The 22,203-nt window shown below is 52.2% G+C and carries 18 protein-coding genes and 1 pseudogene; 12 read left to right on the top strand and 7 right to left on the bottom strand.

The features are described 5' to 3' along the window. Positions 1–9 precede the first annotated feature (9 nt). The 9 genes and pseudogenes from CHH28_RS04485 to CHH28_RS04445 all read left to right on the top strand — a co-directional run bounded on the left by CHH28_RS04485 (position 10) and on the right by CHH28_RS04445 (position 9,846). Positions 10–1,650, top strand: coding sequence for a response regulator (locus CHH28_RS04485; protein WP_094059183.1), 1,641 nt, complete (start codon positions 10–12; stop codon positions 1,648–1,650). Next, positions 1,647–2,279, top strand: a complete 633-nt coding sequence (locus CHH28_RS04480; protein WP_094059182.1) for a sensor histidine kinase — start codon at positions 1,647–1,649, stop codon at positions 2,277–2,279. The genes CHH28_RS04485 and CHH28_RS04480 overlap by 4 nt, the downstream gene beginning before the upstream one ends. A gap of 177 nt (positions 2,280–2,456) precedes the next feature. Beyond that, entirely contained in the window at positions 2,457–3,437 is a 981-nt protein-coding gene (gene glyQ, locus CHH28_RS04475; RefSeq protein WP_094059181.1) for a glycine--tRNA ligase subunit alpha, read from the top strand. After that, positions 3,437–5,518: a glycine--tRNA ligase subunit beta gene (gene glyS / locus CHH28_RS04470; RefSeq protein WP_094059180.1), complete on the top strand. Its 2,082-nt coding sequence runs from the start codon at positions 3,437–3,439 to the stop codon at positions 5,516–5,518. Before glyQ ends, glyS begins: the two co-directional genes overlap by 1 nt. Before the next feature lie 70 nt (positions 5,519–5,588). Next, the gene (locus tag CHH28_RS04465; RefSeq protein ID WP_094059179.1) at positions 5,589–6,851 is read left to right on the top strand and encodes a hypothetical protein; all 1,263 of its coding nucleotides are present in this window, start codon (positions 5,589–5,591) and stop codon (positions 6,849–6,851) included. 10 nt (positions 6,852–6,861) lie between these two features. Beyond that, positions 6,862–6,972, top strand: a pseudogene (locus tag CHH28_RS04460) (D-glycero-beta-D-manno-heptose-1,7-bisphosphate 7-phosphatase); the annotation flags it as partial. A gap of 150 nt (positions 6,973–7,122) precedes the next feature. Then, on the top strand, positions 7,123–8,340 hold the full coding sequence (locus CHH28_RS04455) for a hypothetical protein (protein WP_094059178.1): 1,218 nt from the start codon (positions 7,123–7,125) through the stop codon (positions 8,338–8,340). 11 nt (positions 8,341–8,351) lie between these two features. Then, entirely contained in the window at positions 8,352–8,915 is a 564-nt protein-coding gene (gene gmhB, locus CHH28_RS04450) for a D-glycero-beta-D-manno-heptose 1,7-bisphosphate 7-phosphatase (protein ID WP_094059177.1), read from the top strand. A 109-nt stretch (positions 8,916–9,024) separates the two neighbouring features. Beyond that, positions 9,025–9,846 (top strand): lysophospholipid acyltransferase family protein, encoded by an 822-nt coding sequence (locus CHH28_RS04445; protein WP_094059176.1) that lies wholly within the window; start codon positions 9,025–9,027, stop codon positions 9,844–9,846. On the opposite strand, the gene CHH28_RS04440 is transcribed toward CHH28_RS04445, so the two are convergent. Beyond that, positions 9,843–10,694, bottom strand: coding sequence for an AraC family transcriptional regulator (locus tag CHH28_RS04440; protein WP_157729776.1), 852 nt, complete (start codon positions 10,692–10,694; stop codon positions 9,843–9,845). The genes CHH28_RS04445 and CHH28_RS04440 overlap by 4 nt on opposite strands. A 109-nt stretch (positions 10,695–10,803) precedes the next feature. Continuing rightward, the gene (locus CHH28_RS04435; protein WP_094059174.1) at positions 10,804–12,126 is read right to left on the bottom strand and encodes a Na+/H+ antiporter family protein; all 1,323 of its coding nucleotides are present in this window, start codon (positions 12,124–12,126) and stop codon (positions 10,804–10,806) included. 178 nt (positions 12,127–12,304) lie between these two features. On the opposite strand from CHH28_RS04435, the gene CHH28_RS04430 reads away from it, so the two are divergent. Next, entirely contained in the window at positions 12,305–13,888 is a 1,584-nt protein-coding gene (locus tag CHH28_RS04430) for a hypothetical protein (RefSeq protein ID WP_157729775.1), read from the top strand. Positions 13,889–13,927: 39 nt separating this feature from the next. On the opposite strand, the gene rhtB is transcribed toward CHH28_RS04430, so the two are convergent. Then, positions 13,928–14,551, bottom strand: a complete 624-nt coding sequence (gene rhtB, locus CHH28_RS04425) for a homoserine/homoserine lactone efflux protein (RefSeq protein ID WP_094059172.1) — start codon at positions 14,549–14,551, stop codon at positions 13,928–13,930. A 247-nt stretch (positions 14,552–14,798) separates the two neighbouring features. On the opposite strand from rhtB, the gene CHH28_RS04420 reads away from it, so the two are divergent. Beyond that, positions 14,799–15,185: a RidA family protein gene (locus tag CHH28_RS04420; RefSeq protein ID WP_094059171.1), complete on the top strand. Its 387-nt coding sequence runs from the start codon at positions 14,799–14,801 to the stop codon at positions 15,183–15,185. Between the two features lie 71 nt (positions 15,186–15,256). Here CHH28_RS04420 and gyrB read toward each other — a convergent pair whose 3' ends face one another. From gyrB to dnaA, 4 genes are read right to left on the bottom strand one after another with little or no spacing between them, the layout of a single operon-like run. Beyond that, complete coding sequence (gene gyrB / locus CHH28_RS04415; RefSeq protein ID WP_094059170.1) at positions 15,257–17,674, bottom strand: DNA topoisomerase (ATP-hydrolyzing) subunit B; 2,418 nt, start codon at positions 17,672–17,674, stop codon at positions 15,257–15,259. A gap of 54 nt (positions 17,675–17,728) precedes the next feature. Further along, positions 17,729–18,844 (bottom strand): DNA replication/repair protein RecF, encoded by a 1,116-nt coding sequence (gene recF / locus CHH28_RS04410; protein WP_094059169.1) that lies wholly within the window; start codon positions 18,842–18,844, stop codon positions 17,729–17,731. A 12-nt stretch (positions 18,845–18,856) separates the two neighbouring features. After that, positions 18,857–19,960 carry a DNA polymerase III subunit beta gene (dnaN, locus tag CHH28_RS04405; RefSeq protein WP_094059168.1) on the bottom strand — a complete coding sequence of 368 codons (1,104 nt, stop codon included), beginning with the start codon at positions 19,958–19,960 and terminating at the stop codon, positions 18,857–18,859. A 15-nt stretch (positions 19,961–19,975) separates the two neighbouring features. Further along, the gene (gene dnaA / locus CHH28_RS04400; protein WP_094059167.1) at positions 19,976–21,490 is read right to left on the bottom strand and encodes a chromosomal replication initiator protein DnaA; all 1,515 of its coding nucleotides are present in this window, start codon (positions 21,488–21,490) and stop codon (positions 19,976–19,978) included. Between the two features lie 565 nt (positions 21,491–22,055). Here dnaA and rpmH point away from each other — a divergent pair. Continuing rightward, positions 22,056–22,190, top strand: a complete 135-nt coding sequence (rpmH, locus tag CHH28_RS04395) for a 50S ribosomal protein L34 (protein WP_094059166.1) — start codon at positions 22,056–22,058, stop codon at positions 22,188–22,190. Positions 22,191–22,203: the final 13 nt, after the last annotated feature.

Genomic DNA, 22,203 nt, shown 5'->3' with positions numbered 1-22,203 from the left:
GGCGGCGATATGATCAATCTGGAAACTGAACTGGCACCACGGCGCATCCTGATCGTTGATGACATGGTCGAAGCGCGCAGCTCACTGAAGAAGATGATGACGGTGTTGGGCGCCGAGAACATTGATACTGCCGTTGACGGCAACGAAGCCATGCTCAAAATTCACGAACGTGACTACGACATGGTGCTGTCCGATTACAATCTCGGCAAAGGTCGAGACGGTCAGCAAATTCTTGAAGAGGCGCGCTACACCCAGCGCCTAAAGGCGACGGCGCTGTTTATTATGCTCACCGGCGAAAATGCCGTCGATATGGTGATGGGGGCATTGGAATACGACCCGGATGCGTACATCACCAAACCCTTTACCCTCAATATGTTGCGCGAACGCTTGGCGCGCATTCTCAACATCAAAGCCCAACTGTTAGAAATTAATCGTGCCATTGACGAGAAGCGCAATAACGACGCCATTCGTGCCGCTGAGCAGCTGCTGCAGAAAGACCACAAACTGATCATGCCGCTGACCCGTATATTGGGCCGCCTGTACATGCATCAGCATCGCTATAACGACGCCATTCGTGTTTATTCCAACTTGCTAAACATTCGCTCGGTTTCCTGGGCTCGCTTAGGCCAAGCCATTTGCCTGCACCACCTGGGTGACTCTCACAGCGCCCTCTCGCAGTTAAAGCAAACGCTGTCTAAACATCCATTGTACGTGCAGTGTTACGACTGGTTATCGCGCATCATGTTAGAGCTGGGGCACCCACAAGAAGCACAGCAGTTTTTGCAGAAGGCGGTCGATATTTCACCCAAAGCCGTGCTAAGACAAATGGAGCTAGGCAAACAAGCCGCCAACAACGAAGACTTTGAAGTCGCCGAGCAAGCCTTCGAAGCGGCGGTGAAATTAGGGCGCTATTCATGCTACAAAAATTCAGATAATTATCTGCAGTTTGCCAAAGCGGTGCAGGGAAAAATTAAAGCCAACGGTGGCCGCGATAGTCGCTTACGCGCAGACAAAGTCATGCGCTATGTCGAAGAACTGCGCCAAGATTATGCTAATCATGCCGGTGTCATGTTCGATACCAGTATTATCGAGGGCACCACCTTTGATCGTTTGGGAGACAAAGAAAAATCGCGAAAATCGGTCAACCATGCCGAAGAAGTTCTCGAAAAAATTGAGAACCCAAGTGTTGATCAACAGTTAAAAATGACTGAAGCCTTTATCAATACGGATCAGCACGTTAAAGCCAAGAAATTACTAAAGACCATCAAAGATCAGGAAATTGGCGAAGAGTCGGTACAAAAAGAATGGGATCGCCTACAAGAAACGCTAAATCAAATCAAAGTTCGTCAGTACACCACTGAGTTAAATGCCCGTGGTGTTGGTTATTTCGAAAAGGGTTTGCTGGAGCAAGCGGTGGAAGCATTCGACGAAGCCGTCGATTTTGAAGAAGCTGGCATCAGCGTCATGTTAAATGCCATACAGGCCAAGCTGGCCTACATGGAAGAGCATGAAGTTAAAGTCAGTTATTTAAAAGACTGCCACGCACTGTTCAAACGCATCGGCGCCATTGGTGACACCGACGATCGCTATCATCGCCACGACCGATTAAAGAATACCTACCTACGATTAAAAAGAGCAGCTGGGTTATGAAGTTTGAACAATTGGTTGGCGCTGTTATTCATGACCTTAAAAACCAACTCCAGTCACTGCTCGACTACGAGCAAGAGGCGATTCAACAATTGCCCAAGCAGTACCATCAGCATTTAACGCCGATTCTGCAAAGAACAAATCGGTTAAAAAACGACACGCTGCAGTTGGTGAGTTTGTTTCGTATGGGCGAGCATTATCACTTCCCTCTCGACGATGCCTGGCCGATGGACACCATAAATGATGCGATTGAGTCGACCAGCATACAGTTTCCAACACTAACGTTTGATAATAATGTCGATGAACACTGCCAAGGGTTTTACAGCGAAACCCTGGTACATTTAGCGCTCATTACCTTAATCACCAACAGCGCACAGGCCGGTGCGACTCACCTCACCTTTACTGCCGACACCAATGATGCTTTAACGATCACTGTTGAGGACAACGGCCCTGGGTTTCCGCCCGAAGCTCTGGAGGGCGACTGGCAGACCACCAAGCGCGATGGCAGTGGTTTAGGGCTGTACTTTGTCGAACTGATTGCCCAACACCACAACCAAGGTGAACATAAGGGGCGCATAGACATTGCCAACCGCAGCGTTAAGGGCGCCAGAGTGACGCTGCTTCTGCCGTAGCAGCGTACAGCTACATTCAATGCCTGCTGGCGAAAACTCTGCTATAGAACAGCTTCACACCTCCTTCTCGACTGACGCCAGCCCCACCACATCGGGCTGTTATCCCGCCCTACCACTGCTATAATCCGGCCCTTTATTTTCCATGCGCGCGCAGGCGCCAAGCCAAGGTGAACCGTTGTGAGTCAAAGCCGCCACGATATTAAAACCTTTCAGGGTCTGATCGCGGCCCTGCAGGAGTTCTGGTCCGATCAGGGCTGTGTCATCAATCAACCTCTCGATCTGGAAGTCGGTGCCGGCACTTTCCACGTGCATACCTTTTTGCGTGCGGTAGGCCCAGAGACCTGGAACTCGGCCTATGTGCAGCCCAGTCGCCGTCCTACCGACGGTCGCTACGGCGAGAACCCAAATCGCCTGCAGCACTACTATCAGTTTCAGGTGGTAATGAAGCCATCGCCGCTTGATATTCAAGAAAAGTACCTCGACTCGCTCAAAGCCTTGGGTATTGATCCGCTGGTGCACGATATTCGTTTTGTTGAGGACAACTGGGAAAGCCCTACTCTGGGCGCCTGGGGCTTGGGCTGGGAAGTCTGGCTTAACGGCATGGAGGTGACTCAGTTCACCTACTTCCAGCAGGCCGGTGGCCTTGAGTGTTACCCCGTGACCGGTGAAATCACCTATGGTCTGGAGCGTATCGCCATGTATCTGCAAGAAGTCGACAGCGTTTACGATCTGGTGTGGACCTACGGCCCAGATGGCAAAGCCGTGACCTATGGCGATGTGTTCCACCAAAACGAAGTCGAGCAATCGGAGTACAACTTCGAGCACGCCGATGTCGACTTCCTGTTCCAGGCCTTTAACCAGTATGAAAAAGACTGCCTGCGTTTAATCGACGCGGGTCTGCCGCTGCCTGCCTATGAGCAAACGCTAAAAGCCTCACATACCTTCAATATGCTCGATGCCCGTGGCGCTATCTCCGTCACCGAGCGTCAGGGTTATATCCTACGGGTCCGTACCATGGCGCGCGCCGTTGCCCACGCCTACTACGACAGTCGTGCAGAAAAAGGCTTCCCGCTGGCTGAAGAATCCATTCGCCAGGAAGTGTTGGCCAAATGGCAGGCCGCCAAAGATAAAGATGCTCAGACCCAGGAGAAAAAGTAATGGGCCATAACAGCTTTTTAGTCGAACTGGGAACTGAAGAACTGCCACCGATGGCGCTGAAAGGACTGGCGCAAGCCTTTGCCGATGGCATCGTTGCTGGCCTCACTGACGCCAAGCTGGACGTTGGCAAGGTTGAAGTATTTGCCGCTCCGCGTCGTATGGCCGTGCGCATTGCTGATCTGACCGTAAAACAAGCCGACCAGGAAGAAACCCTGTTTGGTCCGCCAGCCAAAATCGCATACGACGCCGACGGCAATCTGACCAAAGCCGCGTTAGGTTTTGCCTCACGCGCTGGCATTGATGCCTCAGCGCTGCTGGAAGCGCCAGAATCTGAAGGCAAAAACGCTGGCAAGCTGATGATCAAACGCACCATCGCCGGCAAAAACACCGTTGAGCTGTTGCCCGAGATCGTCCAGCACAGCCTGGAGAAATTACCGATTCCTAAACGCATGCGCTGGGGCGCGACCCGGGTTGAGTTTGTGCGCCCGGCGCAATGGCTACTGATGCTGTTTGGCGATCAGGTCGTCAACGCTGACCTGCTCGAGCTGAAATCTGGTAACACCTCACGTGGCCATCGTTTCCATGCCCCGGGGGATGTCGTCATTAGCTCACCTGAGGCCTATGAAAGCACACTGCGCCAGGCGTATGTGATGGCCAATTTTGCTGAGCGTTCTGCCTTGATCGCCGAGCAGGTTAAAGCCGCAGGTGAAAAGCTGGGCGGCGAAGCCGTTATTGACGATGATTTGCTGGAAGAAGTCACCGCCCTCAATGAATGGCCCGTGGCCTTGGCCGGCAGCTTTGATGAAGAATTCCTGACGGTGCCAGCCGAAGCTTTGGTGTCGTCGATGAAAGAGCACCAAAAGTACTTTCATGTGATGAAAGACGGCCAGCTGCTGAACCACTTCATTACTGTCGCCAATATCGAGTCGAAAGACCCGCAGCAGGTGATTTCCGGTAACGAAAAGGTGATTCGCCCTCGCCTGGCTGACGCCAAGTTCTTCTGGGATACCGACCGCAAGCAAAGCCTGGCCAGCCGTTTTGATAAGTTAGAAAACGTCGTTTGGGTCAACCAGCTCGGTACCATCGCCGATAAAGCCCGTCGTATATCTAACTTGGGGCAAAAAATTGCCACGGCGATGCAAGCCGATACCAGCTTGGTCGCGCGTGCCGCTCAGCTGTGCAAAAACGATTTGGTGTCGCAAATGGTGTTTGAATTCACCGACCTGCAAGGCCTGGCCGGTAAATACTACGCCGAGCACGATGGTGAGCCTGCCGATGTCTGCGCTGCCATGGTTGAGCAATATATGCCCGCCTTTGCTGGCGATGAGCTACCCGCCACGGCCACCGGTACCGCTATTGCGTTGGCTGATCGACTGGACTCTTTGGTTGGCTTGTTTGGCATCGGCCAGCTACCGACCGGCTCTAAGGACCCCTTTGCGCTGCGCCGAGCGTCTTTGGGTGTGCTGCGTATTCTAGTGGAAAAAAACATCGACCTGGACTTAAGCGAGCTGCTCGATTGGGCCATCGATAACCAGTGGTCTGCCGAGCTAAAAGCCGAGACTAAAGCCACACTAACCGAGTACTTGCTGGATCGCTTTAGCGCCTGGTATCAAGACGCCAATATTCCGGCCGAAGTCTTTATGGCTGTACGCGCGTTAGGCGTGACTAAGCCGCTGGATATCGATCGTCGTGTTAAGGCTGTACACAGCTTTTATCAGCTGGAATCGGCACAAGCCCTGGCCGCCGCTAACAAGCGTGTTTCCAACATTCTCGCTAAAAACGGCGGTGATGCGGTGATCGCTGAGGTCAATGCCACATTGCTTAACGAAGCAGCCGAACAGGCGTTAGCTGAGCAAGTAGCGGCTAAACGTGATGTGGTCACACCTATGATCGCCGCTGGTGACTATCAGCCTGCGCTTGCTGAGCTGGCTGGTCTACGCGATGTGGTTGATGCCTTCTTTGATAACGTCATGGTGATGGCCGATGACGACGCCGTCAAAAACAACCGCTTGGCACTGCTGAAGCAGCTGCAAGGTTTGTTTATTGCCATCGCCGATATCGCCTTACTGAATCAGGGCTAATTTGCCCTACACGCATTTCCCCCGCCTAGCGGGGGAGTTTCTTGCTGTGAAGCTTCACAAGGATTCACCAATGAATAAACACGCTTTATTACTCGCAATGTTAACGGCCGCCCTGGGTTTGACTGCCTGTGGTGGAGGCGGCGGCTCCAGCTCAGGTGGTGACACACCTGAAACTCCGAACACAGGTACTGATGGCGGTACTGATGGCGGTACTGATGGCAACGATAATAACGACGGCACTCCACCCGCCAATAACGCCTTAACCATGACATTTGAGTTAGGCGACTCTCACTACTTGGCAGTGTTAGACAGCAATGGTGAGTGGCAGCAAAAAACGGGGGAGTCAGAAGTCGTAGTCGACGTGGCCAGCAGCAGCGAGCCCGTGACCTATCTGTACTTATGTAAAGACGGCGAGCGTTCGTACTACAGCCATATGCGCACTTTATATTTGGCACAGCCATCTAAAACGCGCCTGTGCTACAACGACTCATCAGCCCCAGCTGGAGCCTATGTACCCGTAGAAAGTGCAGACTCTACTCAGGTCATTCGTTTGTTGGTCTCAGACATTACCGACAAAGCCTGGGATGAAATCATCTATGAGATTGAGCTGGCCGATCGCGATGTGCCACGTACTTACATTGCGGTGGGTAAAAATGGCGATAGCTATTTTGTGCAACGTCGCGACAATGTCCAACTACAAGCAGGCGACACCCTCACCATCGATTTTAGTGCCGAGGATACCGTCCAGGTTACGCCACAGACAGTGAACTTTGATAACGCGGACTATGACCTTACCTATCGCAGTACCAACTCCATTACTCGTATGGAGCTGTCGCTAGACGGGAATACCTACATCCCAATTCCAGTTGAGTTCATGCGTGACGGTGACTGGTTTGATGAGGACTATCGCTTTGTCGATGGCACTACATTTAGTCGCGGTACCCGTACTCCGGCTACCGGGGGGTATATTGAGCATTCCTTGCCTGGTTATCGTCTCAATCAAGTTACCTATAGCCAGGACAAACTAACGGCCAATGCCCCGTTACTGGGTGAGGCGCCCGCATTGCTACAACACGGCTATATCTCCCTCTTCTACGAGGATGATACGAATAGCGACTCTTTTATCTTTAGTCAGCTCGTCATGCTGCCGAAAGACCATGATGGCATCGCAAATATCCCGACAGTCGATTTAACTGCTCTACCAGGCTTTCCTGAACGAGCCATGTTTAATTACAACGGTGACCAGCTCTACTGGTGGCAGTACGGCTATATGAAAGCTCTGGACGGCTCTTTCGAGACAGATACTGAAGCCCTATGGGCAAAAGAGCTCTAACTGGAGACCCATGACCCGACTGATTATTCTCGACCGCGACGGCGTACTCAATCAGGACTCTGATGCCTACGTAAAGTCGGTTGAGGAATGGATCGCCATTGCCGGTAGCGCTGAAGCAGTGACGCCAAATCAGTCGAGAGCTTAGTTGTGTTTACTTTGCTCATTCGTAGACAGAGCAAATATCGCCTTAATTAATCTGAGCTGATAAGCTCTCACGCCCCTCCCCGCGGTACGCGGGGATTTTTTAGTGGATAATCACAAGGAAAGTTCTATGCATAAAAACTCTCTATTACTCGTAATGCTAACAGCGACTGTAGGTTTGACTGCCTGCGGTGGTGGTGATTCCGATAGCTCCTCAACAGAAAGCGATACCATTGATGGCACTAACGAGAGTTCAAATAGCGGTCTAACCATGACGCTTGAGCGCGGTGACTCTCATTACTTGGCTGTTATGCAAGATGACAATGAATGGTTGCAGCTCACTGGCGACTCAAATGTTCAGCTTGAAGTGGATGAAAACAATAAGATTACGTACTTGTTCGTTTGTAAGCATGGTGAAAGCGGATATTACACCCACATGCGAACCTTATATCTGTCAGAGTCATCCACATCGCGTCTATGCCAGTTCAATGCCTCTGCGGATTCCGGTGGATTTGTATCAGTGCAAAGTGCGGATTCCACCGCAGTCGTCGAGCTACTCGTTACAGATGTATTGGATATTAATGACAACCGTTCGACCAGTGTGGTTGAAGAAATAGAGCTTAGCAGTCGCAGCAACCCACGAAGTTACCTAGCCATAGGCAAGCGCGATTCTCGCTACTACGCTCTACGTCGCGACAATGTTCAGCTTGAGGATGGCGATACCCTCACTCTCGACTTTTCTGCTCCTGACGTGGAGGAAGTCTCGACGCATATAACCACCGAGGATATTGAACGCTATAGCCTAACTTATAGAACCATGGACTCTGTTCCCCGTATCAGATTAAACCTGAATACCCATTCGTCTCTTCGCATTCCTGCAAGCATGATGAGGGAGGATGACTGGTACGAAGAACATTATCGTTTTGAAGATGGCAGCGCTTTTGTCAGAAGCACACGAACACCTGCGAGTGAGCCATATAATTGGTATTGGTTGCCCGACCTTAACCGCGACGATATTACTTTCAGCCAAGATAAACTGACCGCAACCATACCCTCGTTAGGCCAGCCTCCAGAACCCTTGCCACATGGCTACGCCAGCGTGTCTTACGACTACAAATCCGGCAACGACCAGTATGTCTTCGGACAAATCATCATGCTGCCAAATGGCTATAGCGGGTCAGTCGATGTCCCATTAGTGGACTTAACCGCTTTACCAGGTTTTCCTGAGTGGGCAATGTTCGATTACAACAGCGATAACTTCGGTTTTAATTGGCAATACGGTTACCGAAAGCCTGTTAGTGGCTCATTGGAAACTAATAAAGAATTGCTGTACCGAGACAGCTTTTAACAGGAGCCCCAATGACCCGACTGATTATTCTCGACCGCGACGGCGTACTCAATCAGGACTCCGATGCCTACGTAAAGTCGGTTGAGGAATGGATCGCCATCGACGGTAGCGCGGAAGCCGTCGGACGCTTGTGTGATGCTGGTGTAACGGTAGCGGTGGCGACCAATCAGTCGGGGCTGGCGCGTGGGTATTTCGGCCAGGCCGATTTGGATGCCATGCATGAAAAAATGAGTCAGCTGGCCGCCCAATATGGCGGTCAGTTTGCTCATATTGCCTGGTGCCCCCATGGCCCGGACGATTGCTGTGATTGCCGTAAACCCTTGCCAGGGTTAATTGAGCAAATCTGCACGGCACTAAAACTATCCCAGGCGGATATCGACAATGCCTGGATGGTTGGCGATGCGCTGCGCGATTTGCAGGCCGGTCACAGCGCCGGTTGTCAGACGGCACTGGTGCGCACCGGCAAAGGCTCGCAGAGCGAGAAAAAACTGGCCGATGACGCCAGCATTGCCCATAGCCCGGTATTTGATGACTTGGCGACTTTTGTTGATTGGTATCTACACCAACCGCACTAAAACTTTTTAAACGATCGTTTAGAAAGACTCTTTAGCCCCTTAGGCAACGGCTTTATTGCGTATCAGTGGTATAACTAGTGACCTAGTATCCATTGTTCCCGGAGTCAGGATGGGGCCAGAAGCCAGTACACATCAGCCAATCGCGTCAGCGCCGACTCTGGTGCATGCGTGTCGTTCTGCGCTGTTTTATCTGATACTCATCCTCATCACTTTATTGTGGGCGTTGCCGAGTTTTTTCATCGGTATTTTTTTACCATTAAAAGCGCGCAACTTCTGGGTGATGGGAATTTACTGTCGTCTTGTTATGTTCAGCGCCAAGGTAATTTGTGGTCTGAGTTGGCAGGTGGAAGGCAGCGACAATATTCCTAGCGATGGTCGCGGATACGTACTGCTGAGCAAACACCAAAGTACCTGGGAAACCTTCTTTTTACCGCTGATTTTGGCACCTCACGTCCAAGTGGTAAAAAAGGAACTGCTGTATTTACCGGTATTTGGTTGGGCATTGAATTTAATTCACCCAATTTTTATTGATCGCTCTAAAAAAGCCAGCTCGTTAAAACAAGTCATTCAACAAGGCGGTGAACGCCTTGGCAATGGCATTCATGTATTGGTGTTTCCTGAGGGCACCCGGGTGCCACCCGGGCGTCGTAAAGTATTTTCCAAAGGCGGTGCCATGCTGGCAAATAAAACTGGTGCTGCTGTGATTGCCGTCGCGCATAACTCAGGCGAGTATTGGCCCAATAATCATTGGATCAAACGCCCCGGCTGCATTCGTGTGGTCATCAGCCCAGTGATCGAAAGTGATGGCAAAAGCACCGCCGAGTTAAACACCGAGGTGGAACACTGGATCAATCACACCGTGGATGATATCTCCCAACAGCCGTTTAGCGGCGAAATGGTCAACGCAGACAGCAGTGGCAAACGTTTTTAATCCACTGGAATATGCACCGAGATCTCACCACCCGGTGAGATGTGGCTGAAGTACGGACGCTCAGACAGCTGTCGTCCTTGTTGTGCCAGCCACTGCTGTCCTGCCTGGGGTAACCACTCCTGCCACAAGCTGCGCATGAACGGCGCCAACTGTTGCGGCGAGTCGATGTGCTTAAAACTCATATATTGGCCAGCAGTCAGCGACCATTGGCACCAATTAGGGTGAATACTGGGAAGTGGGCGATGCACGGCTATGGCTGCGGTATACATCAGCTCACCACCAAGTGAGCGCTCACTAACAACACCAAAACACGCACCTGAGTGCGCTAAGGATTCGTCTGCAGCAAGCTCTGCGCTTTGCCTTCTAAAATCGGCCCAAAGCCCTGCGATGGCATAGCGCCGCTCTGGTGCAAATGAAGCATTCAGCCCAGCCAATTGTAGTCTCGGCCAATAAGTCAGCTGTGCTTGAGGAATTGGGTATGCCTTGGGTTCAGCATCCAGCTCCACCGCCTGTGTGCAGCGAGAGGGCGGCAGTTTGCCGTGCTGACGTAACTCGGTAGCGGTCATTCCACATTGGCGGCGAAACGCACGGCAAAAGGCTTGATGCGACTGGTATCCCAACTGCAACGCCAGCTCTAGCCCATCCTCTCCCTGTAAGACTCTGGCTGCCGCCCAAGTCAGCCGCCGCGCTCGCACATAGCTCATAGGGCCAACACCTACGGTATAAGAGAAGGCGCGCGCCAAGTGTGTACTATGGCAATGGCAGGCGTTGGCCAATGCCTGCAAGCTCCATGGGTAGAGCAGATCCTGTTCGATTAGCTGTAGCGCCATGGAAACGGGGCTGGTCATGACTGCATCCTGAAAGAAAGTGATGCCGCCATTGTCACGCAAGCCAGCCAAGCTGGCTTAACCGCAATTTGCGCATTCGCGCTTTTTTTCATCCATGGCGCACAGCGCTTTACAGCACCATGGCCGCCAGCCAACCCGCCGCCAATAACGGCAGGTTAAAGTGCATAAAGGTGGGAATCACAGTATCGCGCATATGATTGTGCTGACCGTCGGCATTCAAACCGGCCGTTGGCCCTAAGGTCGAGTCCGACGCTGGAGAACCGGCATCTCCCAGCGCACCAGCCGTACCGATTAACGCCACAATCGCCATCGGGCTAAAGCCCAGTTGCATGCACAAAGGCACATAAATGGCGGCGATGATTGGGATGGTGGAAAACGATGAGCCAATGCCCATGGTTAACAACAGGCCCACTAACAGCAATAAAAACGCCGTCAGTGCTTTGTCGTCATCCAACCAGCTGGCAGCACTGTTCACTAGGGTATCGATATGGCCAGTGGTCTTGAGCACCTCAGAAAAGCCAGCTGCAGCGATCATAATAAAGCCGATGGATGCCATCATCTTGATGCCGTCGACCAGCACCCCTTCCGACTCGTTCCAGCGCACCACACCGGTGGCAGAAAACAGCATAAAGCCAGCCATGGCACCCAACACCATAGAACCGCTCCACAGTTGCGTGGCAAAGGCCAACACAATGGCAACACCCGCGACCCACAACGACTTAGCATTGTATTCACGCTCAACCTGCTCGGTGGCTTCGATTAACGACACGTCATAGTCGCGCTTGGCGCGGTAGGTAAAGGCAGCCGCAAACGCCAGACCAGCCAGCATGCCCAGCGCCGGAAGAGTCATGGCTCCGACCACAGACACGCCGTCAACGTTGAGGCCTGCATCCGCCACTCGACCGAGCAAGATATCGTGCAAATAGATGTTGCCAAAGCCGACCGGCAAAAACATATAAGGCGTGATTAAACCAAAGGTCAAAACACAGGCCACCAGGCGCCGATCCAGCCGTAACTTAGCCATCACCAACAGCAGCGGCGGCACCAGAATCGGAATAAAGGCAATGTGAATGGGGATTAGGTTTTGCGACGATACTGCCGCGACCAACAGCAGCGCCATTAATGCGTTCTTCAGATAGCGACTGTCGCGACCGCCGGTTTCGCGCCCCATACGACGCAAAATCTTGTCGGCCAATAGGTGTGGTAGGCCAGACATCGAAATAGCAACGGCAAAGGCGCCCAATAACGCATAGCTCAAAGCAATGCCCGCTCCACCACCAATGCCTTTGTTAAAAGCGTCGAGGGTGGCAGATATATCCAGCCCTCCCACTAAACCGCCGACAAAAGCAGCAATAATCATCGCCAGCATCACGTGCAAGCGCGCCAGACTCAAAGCCAGCATCAGCACCACAGCCACCACAACAGCGTTCATTTTGATCCCCCTTTTACGCTACCAGCCCACCCGGTAACCGAGGCGCGACATTATCACAATTTGCTCCCCACTCGTTGGCGACAACGAAGTGTGAAGTCTCGGTAAAGAGTATTGCGCCCAGAATAGGCCAACGTAGAGTAGAGCGCGCAAGGACTGACAACCAAATCATAGGGATTTCATGATGAAATTTACCCAATGGCTGGTCAGTGCCTGCTTAATACTGACACTCCCCTCTGTAGCCAATGATCGCGCTGTTCGTATCGGCGACTGGCTGTATCTGGCCGATGAACCTGGCTTAGCCGATTGCCCCGATCTGGCTTGCAACATTCCCGTCGATCTGGCGATACAAAAACGCCAAGGTGCGCACTTTCAAGAAGTGAATCGCATCCAGCTGACGCAGGTAAACTCTGGTGATCACAACCTGTACTTGAGCAACCAGCAATTGGTCTCGGTGTATTCCAACCGGCTACAAAATGTCGGTGAAAAAGCCATCTTTACCACCCGGATGACGGCCTTTTCTCTGGCCGACCCACTCCATCCTAGGCCTATCGCCAGCGCTAAAGTGCCAGGCGAATTGTTCGCCAGTCAGCAGGTGGGTGACCACATTGTCACTGCCAGCGCCGAAGTCGTGGCACGACGCAATGGCGACGGCAACGATGCCAATGCTGAAGCCGATGAATGTACTTGGTTTCATCGCGATGAGACGCTACCGTTTCGATTGAAAATTCACCTGCTGAGCCTAAATACCAAATCGCTGGCGCCCGCCGACCCGCAGTGCCTGATACTCGATGTTAAAGGCATCTCCACTTTGGATCTGGGCGCAGGCAACAACAGCTTGCACCTGCTGCTCTCGGACGGTGAACGTCATCGCATATATCGCTATCGCTGGCAGCAGCAGCAACTCAGTTTGCATGGCTACGCACAGCTGCCCTCTCCGTTTGCCTTTCAAAATCCCACCCATATGATCGCCGAGCAGTTCGGACATTTATTGGTGGCGGGGCAATATCCCAGCGACAGCGGCAACACAGGCGCGGTTGGCGTCTTTGCTTTGCACAGCTCATCCCAGCCCTACCCATTGTCAAAAACGCTACCGATTGGAAATGCAGGCAGTATCATCGACAGCGCCAGTAAGGTAACGACGGATAAACGTTGGTATCTGGCTAGCTCCAGTAACGATGGTGCGCAGTTACATGCCTTGAGTGTGCTGTTGCCAGGGCTGCCTCTGGAGCTAACCAGCACTGCACTCGACAGCAGTGCCCAGACCATCATCGCGCACCCGCAGCAGCTGCTCAGCGTGTACCGCTCAGCGCTACCAATGGACGGTCAGTTTGAACCGCAACAGTGGCTAACACTGATCGACAACAGCAATGCCCTGCGTTTATGGACCGTCGATCAGCAGCTGCTCGGTACTGGGTTTTCCCAGCAAGCTCTGGCCACTGCCGATACCCGCCGGCAGACATTGCACTTCACATCACGTCGCTCCGCCAAATTGCTGAACGCCATCGAAGCGCCGATCTTACCCATGAGTGATCAGTCCAGCGAAACACCAATCGGACGAGCGTTAGATTTGAAAACATCACTACTCGAGCGCCAGCCTGGCTGTTTGTCAGTGCAGCGCAGTTGTTGGTCGGTGCGTAAAGGGGTGGAGCATAACTTTGAGCTGCCCTACTTTGGCGCTGAGCCGATTCGGGCAGTGGCCATGCCTGCGGATGATCAGTTCCATTATGTACTCGGCAAAGACAGCCAGACGCTGGCCTGGTAAGGCGTCCGCTACCGCAGTGTGAGGGCTTGTTAACAGGCCCTAGCCTCTGTGGTAGCTGGCCATGGCGCCTGCTGCGCCGATAAACAGGCCGCCAAATATGCGGTTTTGCAAACGCTGGTGTGCATCGCTGTTCATCCAGCGTTTCAATTGCGCAGCCAAACCTGCAAAGCCGATCATCACGATGATATCCACCACCACCAAGGTGCTGCCCATCAGCAGATATTGCTCTGCTGGGTGGCTGGCATTTGGGTTTGCAAATTGTGGGAACAGAGCCAATAGAAACACCGTCGCCTTTGGGTTACTGATATTCACCACAGCCGCTTGCCAGAACTGCTGCGATTTATTGCTTTGTTGGGCATCAGCCGTGCTCATGTCGAGCAGCGGTTGTGTCCACTTCTGGTAGCCCAGCCATACCAAATACGCGACCCCAAACCACCTCACCAGCTCAAACGCCCATTGCGAGGTCGCTAACAAAGCACCTAAGCCAATACCGACCAATACAATCTGGGCAAGGTAGCCCAGTTGCAGGCCTAAGATCGCAGGCATGCTGCCGCTGATCCCATAGCGCAGACCATTGCTCATGGTGTTTACCGCACCGGCTCCAGGAGAGATGGATATCAATATCGATGCCAATAGAAAAGCCAACCAGGTTTCCAGCGCCATGGAATGTCCTCATATAAAAAGTTAATGGCTGCATATGTGCTTAATGCGCAGGATTCAGACAGCCTTTGCATAATTTGGTGCCATTTCTCGGGGTTCACACTCCTACGGCAGTTTGTCGCGCGAGGCCGCTTCGCTGCCATAAACATCACCCAATAAGCGCTACGGAGTCGAACTGGTTTGGCGATCCCTGTCACAACAGCGCTGAGTTATGATAACGCCAATATCGGACCCTATAAGGAAACCAGTTATGAGCCAAATTACTCGTCAGCACACCAAAACCCGCATGAGCCGCATTGTTAAACACAATGGTGTGATTTATCTGTGCGGACAGGTTGGCAAAGACGTGACGCGCAACGAAACCACCGGAAAACCGGATCAGGACATCAGCGAGCAAACACAAACCATGCTCGACAAGGTAGACGAGCTGCTGCTAGAGGCCGGTAGTGACCGTGAGCATATGCTGTCAGCCACCATATACGTCAAAACCATGGACGACTTTGCTGCCATGAATGCGGTGTGGGATGCCTGGGTACCAGAGGGTCATGCCCCTGCACGTGCCTGTGTCGAAGCCTCGATGGCGCGCGAAGAGCTGTTAGTAGAGATCAGCGTGATTGCGGCTGAGAAACAAAGCTAAGCAAAGGGAATAACGTGTTAATAAAAAAGGGAGCCGAGGCTCCCTTTTTTAATTTGAAATCGCCAATCCGATCAGAAATCCAAGTTCGCTACATTCAGCGCATTGGCTTCGATAAAGGCACGACGCGGTTCCACGTCATCCCCCATTAGGGTATTGAACATCTTGTCAGCGGCAATAGCGTCTTCAATGCTGACACGCAGCATACGACGCGCTTCAGGGTCCATGGTGGTTTCCCATAGCTGATCTGGGTTCATCTCACCAAGTCCTTTATAGCGCTGAATATTGAAGCCTTTCTGCGCTTCGTGCAGCAGCCACTGAACCGCATCCCAGAAATCATCAATTTCATGGCGACGTTCACCACGTTGGATGTACGCACCCTCATCCAACAGGTTCGACAAACGCTCACTCATATCAGCAATACGCTTATAGCCGTCGCCTTTGAAGAATTCCTGATCGAGGATGTGCTCTTTGGCAATGCCGTGGGTAACAACTTTAACCAGCACATTGTGAATACCGCGTTCTTCGTCCTGGTGCGGTTCCACATGGAACATGCTACCTGAACGACCAGCTTCCGGCAGGCGCTCATTCAACGCTTCTGTCCAGCTCAGTACCTTGGTCATATCCGCCATGTCTTCGGCGGTCAGGCGCGGCAGGCTCAACATCTCGTGCAAAACGTGCACCGGTACTAAGTTGCCACGGCGGCGAATCACATCTTGTGTTTCGCGGTAGTCTGCCACCAGTTGTGCCAGGGCCTCGTCACTGATCGCCGGTGCATCGACGGAAGGGTGTAGGCTGGATTTCTCCAGTGCAACGTGTGTTAGATAGCTTTCTAACGCGTCTTCGTCTTTGATGTACTGCTCGTGCTTACCACGCTTAATTTTGTACAGCGGTGGCTGCGCGATAAAGACATGGCCACGCTCAATAATTTCCGGCATTTGACGGAAGAAGAAGGTCAACAGCAAGGTACGAATGTGTGCGCCGTCGACGTCGGCATCCGTCATGATGATGATGCTGTGATAGCGCAGCTTATCTGGATTAAACTCTTCACGCCCGATACCACAACCCAATGCGGTAATCAGAGTGCCGACTTCTGCCGAAGACAGCATCTTGTCGAAGCGTGCTTTTTCGACGTTCAGGATCTTACCTTTAAGCGGCAAAATGGCCTGGGTACGACGGTCTCGGCCTTGTTTGGCAGAACCGCCGGCCGAGTCACCCTCCACTAGGTAAATTTCAGACAGCGCCGGATCTTTTTCCTGGCAGTCAGCCAGCTTGCCCGGCAAGCCTGCGATATCCAGAGCACCTTTACGACGCGTCATTTCACGCGCTTTCCGCGCAGCTTCGCGAGCTCGAGCAGCGTCGATCATCTTACCCACCAGCTCTTTCGCAGCTTGTGGATTTTCCAGCAGGTATTCCTGGAATAAGCGCCCCATTTCCTGCTCGACGGCTGGTTTTACTTCTGACGACACCAGCTTGTCTTTGGTCTGTGAGCTGAACTTAGGATCAGGCACTTTGACCGAAATAATCGCCGTCAGGCCTTCACGTGCATCATCGCCAGTGGTCGCTACCTTGTTCTTTTTATCCAGGCCTTCCTGAGTAATGTAAGAATTCAGCGTACGCGTCAGCGCGGCGCGGAAACCCGCCAAATGGGTACCACCGTCGCGCTGTGGAATGTTATTGGTGTAGCAGAAAATGTTTTCCTGGAAGCTGTCGTTCCACTGCATCGCCACTTCCACGGCGATGCCATCTTCACGCTCGGCATTGAAGTGAAAGACTTCATTCAGTGCCGTTTTACCCTCGTTGAGGAAATCGACAAACGAAGCCAGACCGCCTTCAAACTCGAACACGTCTTCTTTATCCGCGACCCGCTCATCTTTCAGATGAATGCGCACGCCAGAATTCAAGAACGACAGCTCACGTAGACGCTTAGCCAGGTAATCGTAGGAGAACTCGGTCTTAGTAAAGGTTTCTTTCGACGGTAAGAAGGTCACCATGGTGCCAGTGCTGTCGGTCGTGCCCACTTCCTTCAACGGATAATCTGGCACACCGTGGGTGTATTCTTGCTCAAACACTTTGCCGTCACGGCGAATGGTCAACGTCAGTTTCTCCGACAATGCATTCACCACCGAGACGCCCACCCCGTGCAGACCACCAGACACCTTGTAGGAATTGTCGTCAAACTTGCCGCCCGCGTGCAGTACGGTCAGAATCACCTCCGCCGCAGACACGCCCTCTTCTGGGTGCAGCTCGGTTGGAATGCCACGACCATTATCCGAGACTGAAATCGAGTTGTCCGGGTGAATGACCACATCAACGGTGTCGCAGTGCCCTGCTAACGCCTCGTCGATGGAGTTATCGACCACCTCGAATACCATGTGGTGCAAACCAGTGCCGTCATCAGTGTCGCCGATGTACATTCCTGGCCGCTTGCGCACGGCATCCAGTCCTTTTAGGACTTTAATACTGGATGAGTCGTAACTCTGCTCACTCATTCGGTGTTCCTCTTTATTCGGTGTACCTCTGCAACGCAGCCGCGTTATAGAAGATCAATCGTGAGTTGTGCTGGCCGCTGGCAAGGCATGGTCTATTTCCGTGACAACACCGTGTTCCACGTGGAACACTTTGCTGGCCGTCGGACGCCAGATGTCCGTTAACTTTTCTTTATCGATACTGGTGATAAAGACCTGACATTTTAAGTCTTCCAGCAGTTTGCATAAAGCAAAACGATGCTTTTCATCCAACTCAGAAGCCAAGTCATCGACCAAGTAAATGGTGCGTCGATCGCTCTCTTTTTGGAACAAACTGCCCTGCGCAACCTTCAGTGCAGCGACCACAGTTTTCTGTTGTCCACGCGACAAAATCTCCACCGCAGGCTGCTTGCCACACTTGATGCGCAGCTCTGCACGGTGTGGACCAGACTGGGTGTAACCAATAGCGAGATCACGTTCTTGCTGTCGCTCAAGCACAGAGGCTAGGTCGGTGTCCTTTTCCCAACCACGGTAGTAGGCCAGCTCAACCTCAAGTGTCTCATCCAGTTGCGCCAGAGCTGCATCAAACTCGGGTTTAAAGCGCTTAAGGTAAGACTGTCGCTGGGCATCAATGGCTTCGGAGCTTTCAATAAATCCGGGGTTCCAAACCTCGAGCCATTGCTGTTCTTTCTGTTTCAATACCGCGTTGCGTTGCTTCAGCTGCTTTCGAAACGTCTTCCAGTGATCCATAAACTCATGTTCCACGTGGAACACACCCCAATCGATAAACTGGCGGCGCTCTTCCGGCGAGCCGGACAACAGTCTGAAGGTATTGGGTTCAATCACTTGCACCGGCAACCAGTGGGCGGCTTCCGCTTGCGACGTTAGTACAGAACCATTGATTTTCAACAGCTGGTCGCCGGTTTTCAGGCGTAAGCTGTGCAGCTCTGCTTCTCCCAAGTTCTCGTCATCAATGCACAGAGACAGCTCCATGCGCTCAGCTTGTTGACTCAATACAAACTTAAACTGTGAGGTACGAAACGACTTTCCGGACGCCATTAGCGCAATGGATTCCAGCACGCTGGATTTTCCAGAGCCGTTGTCACCGTACAGAAAGTTAATATAGGGATGAGGAGTGAGCGTCAGCGGCTGCAAATTGCGTACGCCGCTGACACTGAGTTGCCGAATGGGCATATAGAAGAAAAACTACAGTCGCATAGGCATGACGACGTACAAGGCATCGCCACTTTCTGGCTCTTCCAGCAAAGCACTGGAGTTGGCATCGCCTAAGGTCAGTTTGACCTGTTCAGTCCCCAATACCGCCATCACATCCTGCAAATAGGATACGTTAAAGCCGATTTCCATTTGCGCACCCTGGTAGTCGACCGCCAGAGATTCTTCGGCTTCTTCCTGTTCCGGGTTGTTGGCAAACACCTTCACCAGGTCGTTATCCAATACCAGGCGCACACCACGGTACTTTTCATTCGACAAAATGGCCGTGCGCTGGAATACCTGGCGCAGCTCTTGGCGATCTGCCAGCAGCACGTTGCTGCCATTTTTGGGAATAACGCGTCCGTAATCTGGGAACTTGCCGTCCACCAGTTTGGTGGTAAAGGTGAATGCATCGGTGGATAAGCGCAAATGGTTGGTGCTAACAATCACTTCCACGCTGGCTTCTGGGTCGGTCATCAGCTTAGCCATTTCCAGCACACCTTTGCGCGGGACAATGATCTGCTGAGTCGAATCCAGACCGGTAATGTCGACCAATGCCGTCGCCAGTCGGTGACCGTCCGTTGCTACGGTGCGCAACTGATTGGCAGACACCTCAAACAGCATGCCATTGAGATAATAACGCACATCCTGCTGCGCCATGGCAAAGCTCACGCGGTCGATGACACGACGCAACTTGCCTTGCTCCAGGCTGAAGGATTGATGCGCTTCGGTGATGTTTTCTACGTTTGGAAATTCAGTAGCGGCCAGTGTGGATAAGGTAAAGCGAGAACGCCCCGAGCGGACATTGACGCGTTGACCGTCTTGCTCCACTTCGATCTGAGCCCCATCCGGCAATGTACGGCAAATATCCATCAGCTTTTTCGCTGGTACCGTAATCTCACCTTCCTGGCCTACCTCATCCAGCGTCACTCGACCAATTAGCTCAACTTCCAGGTCGGTACCCGTCATCGCTAATTGCTGACCTTGAACCTCCAGCAGCACGTTCGACAGCACTGGCAGCGTTTGGCGTTTTTCCACCACACCCGCAACCAGCTGCAATGGCCGAAGAAGGGCTTCCCTAGAGATAACGAATTTCATGGTTCTCCACTCTGTCTAGGTTGTCAGTGAGCGCAACAGGTTTTTGTAATCTTCCCGAATGTCTGCGCTGGATTCCTGCAATTCTTTAATTTTACGACATGCGTGCAGCACTGTCGTGTGGTCTCGACCACCAAATGCATCGCCAATTTCTGGCAAGCTGTGATTGGTCAGTTCTTTACTCAATGCCATCGCTACCTGACGCGGGCGGGCGATAGAGCGGGTGCGGCGCTTAGATAGTAAATCAGAGAGTTTGATTTTGTAATACTCGGCCACCGTGCGCTGAATATTGTCGACGCTGACCTGCTTATCCTGCAGTGCCAACAAGTCTTTCAGCGACTCTTTAATAAAGGGTAGGGTGATTTCACTGCCAGTAAAATGGGAGTTCGCCACCACCCGTTTCAGTGCTCCCTCGAGCTCACGCACATTGGAGCGAATTTTCTGAGCAATAAAAAAAGCGGCATCGTCTGGCAAGTGCACACCGGTCTGCTCCGCTTTTTTCATCAAAATGGCAACTCGAGTTTCCAGCTCTGGTGGCTCGACAGCAACCGTTAGCCCCCAACCAAAACGACTTTTCAGCCGCTCTTCTAAGCCGTTAATCTCCTTGGGGTAGCGGTCGCAGGTCAAAATCATCTGCTGACCACCTTCTAACAGGGCATTAAAGGTGTGGAAAAACTCTTCCTGCGAGCGCTCTTTGCCAGCAAAAAACTGAATATCATCGATCAGCAGTGCGTCCAAACCGCGGTAAAAGCGCTTGAACTCATTGATGGCATTCAATTGCAGCGCCTTGACCATGTCCTGCACAAAACGCTCGGAGTGCACATACAGCACTTTGGCGTTGCCATTTTTCTTTTGCAGATAGTTACCCACAGCGTGCATCAAGTGGGTTTTACCCAGGCCAACACCACCATATATAAATAGTGGGTTGTAAGAACCGCCAGCATTTTCAGCCACTTGGCGCGCTGCGGCGTGCGCCAGCTGGTTACTTTTACCTTCAACAAAGGTATCGAAGGTAAAGGTTTCATTCAGAAAGCTCTGGTGCTTTAAACCACCCTCAACCTGCACATTGCGCTCACGAGGGCGGCTCGGCTGCTGCACAGCTGGCTCGGGTCGGCTTTGGCGTACTGCTGCAGGTGGATGCAAATCCGGTGTATCGTCGAGCAACTCACCTTGCAGTGGTGCGCTGGTTGGCGGCGCGGCAAAGCCGTAACTGGCTTGGCTGTTGGAACGCGGGGCAGGCCTCGGCGGTGGCGACGTCGGCCGTTTACTGGCCTGCGGGCGAAACATGGGTTGTGACTCGCCCACAGCCAACTCAACGTGGGTGATACGCCCGCCGTTAAGTTCAGACAAAATCTCCTGAATACGTTGCAGGTATTTGTCCTTTACCCAGTCTTTGACGAAACGGTTGGGCGCACTGAGCACCAACTGACCTTCTTCGCTGCTCACCACCAATGGACGAATCCAGGTGTTGTACTGTTGCGCCGGCAACTCGTGCTGCAGTTGTCCCAGACATTCTTGCCACAAAGCGGTCACGACTACCTCAGAAACGGTTAATAAGTATGCCCAAACGGCCCGCCATTCTACTGTATGCCACTCAGGTTATCCACAGGCCAACCATAGCCTACTGAAAAAACTGCTCTACTGGCCTGAAAGCCTGTGAATGAATGGCCATCTACTCCTGAATAAATGTGCATGACTTCGCTGTGGCTTTAGCGGCATGTGCACAACTGGGCAATTGATCCACCATCTATACGCACGCAACACCCAGCTCATACCGCCTTTCTACAGGACTTATAAATCACCCAAGCCATTGATAAATAAGCGTTTTTTATGGTTTTCAACAGATTCGGTGGTGCTTAAGAATAGAAATAACGAACTTCTCCTTCCTTTCTCAAAACACACTTAACTATTCACTTATTCAATACACAGGACAGTGGAGAACACAGCCTGCCAATGCTGGGCAGTGATCAAAATTCAGTCATTGCCTTCACTGGTCCTTTCTCATACAATTGCCGGCCTTAATTTTCTGGCCACGGTTTCATCGCTCAGCGATAGCACCATGGCCATGGCTAAATTCTCTTAACTGAGTGACTTTGTTATGAAACGTACATTTCAACCAAGCGTTCTGAAGCGCAAGCGTACTCACGGTTTCCGTGCTCGTATGGCTACTAAAAACGGTCGTCAGGTATTGGCACGTCGTCGCGCCAAAGGCCGTCACGTACTGTCTGCTTAATCTTGGTTACGCT

The sequence above is a fragment of the Bacterioplanes sanyensis genome (assembly GCF_002237535.1).
GTDB classification, from domain to species: Bacteria; Pseudomonadota; Gammaproteobacteria; order Pseudomonadales; family Oceanobacteraceae; genus Bacterioplanes; species Bacterioplanes sanyensis_A.
Note: the sequence above shows the minus strand (reverse complement) of the source record. Positions and strands in the feature narration are given on the sequence as shown.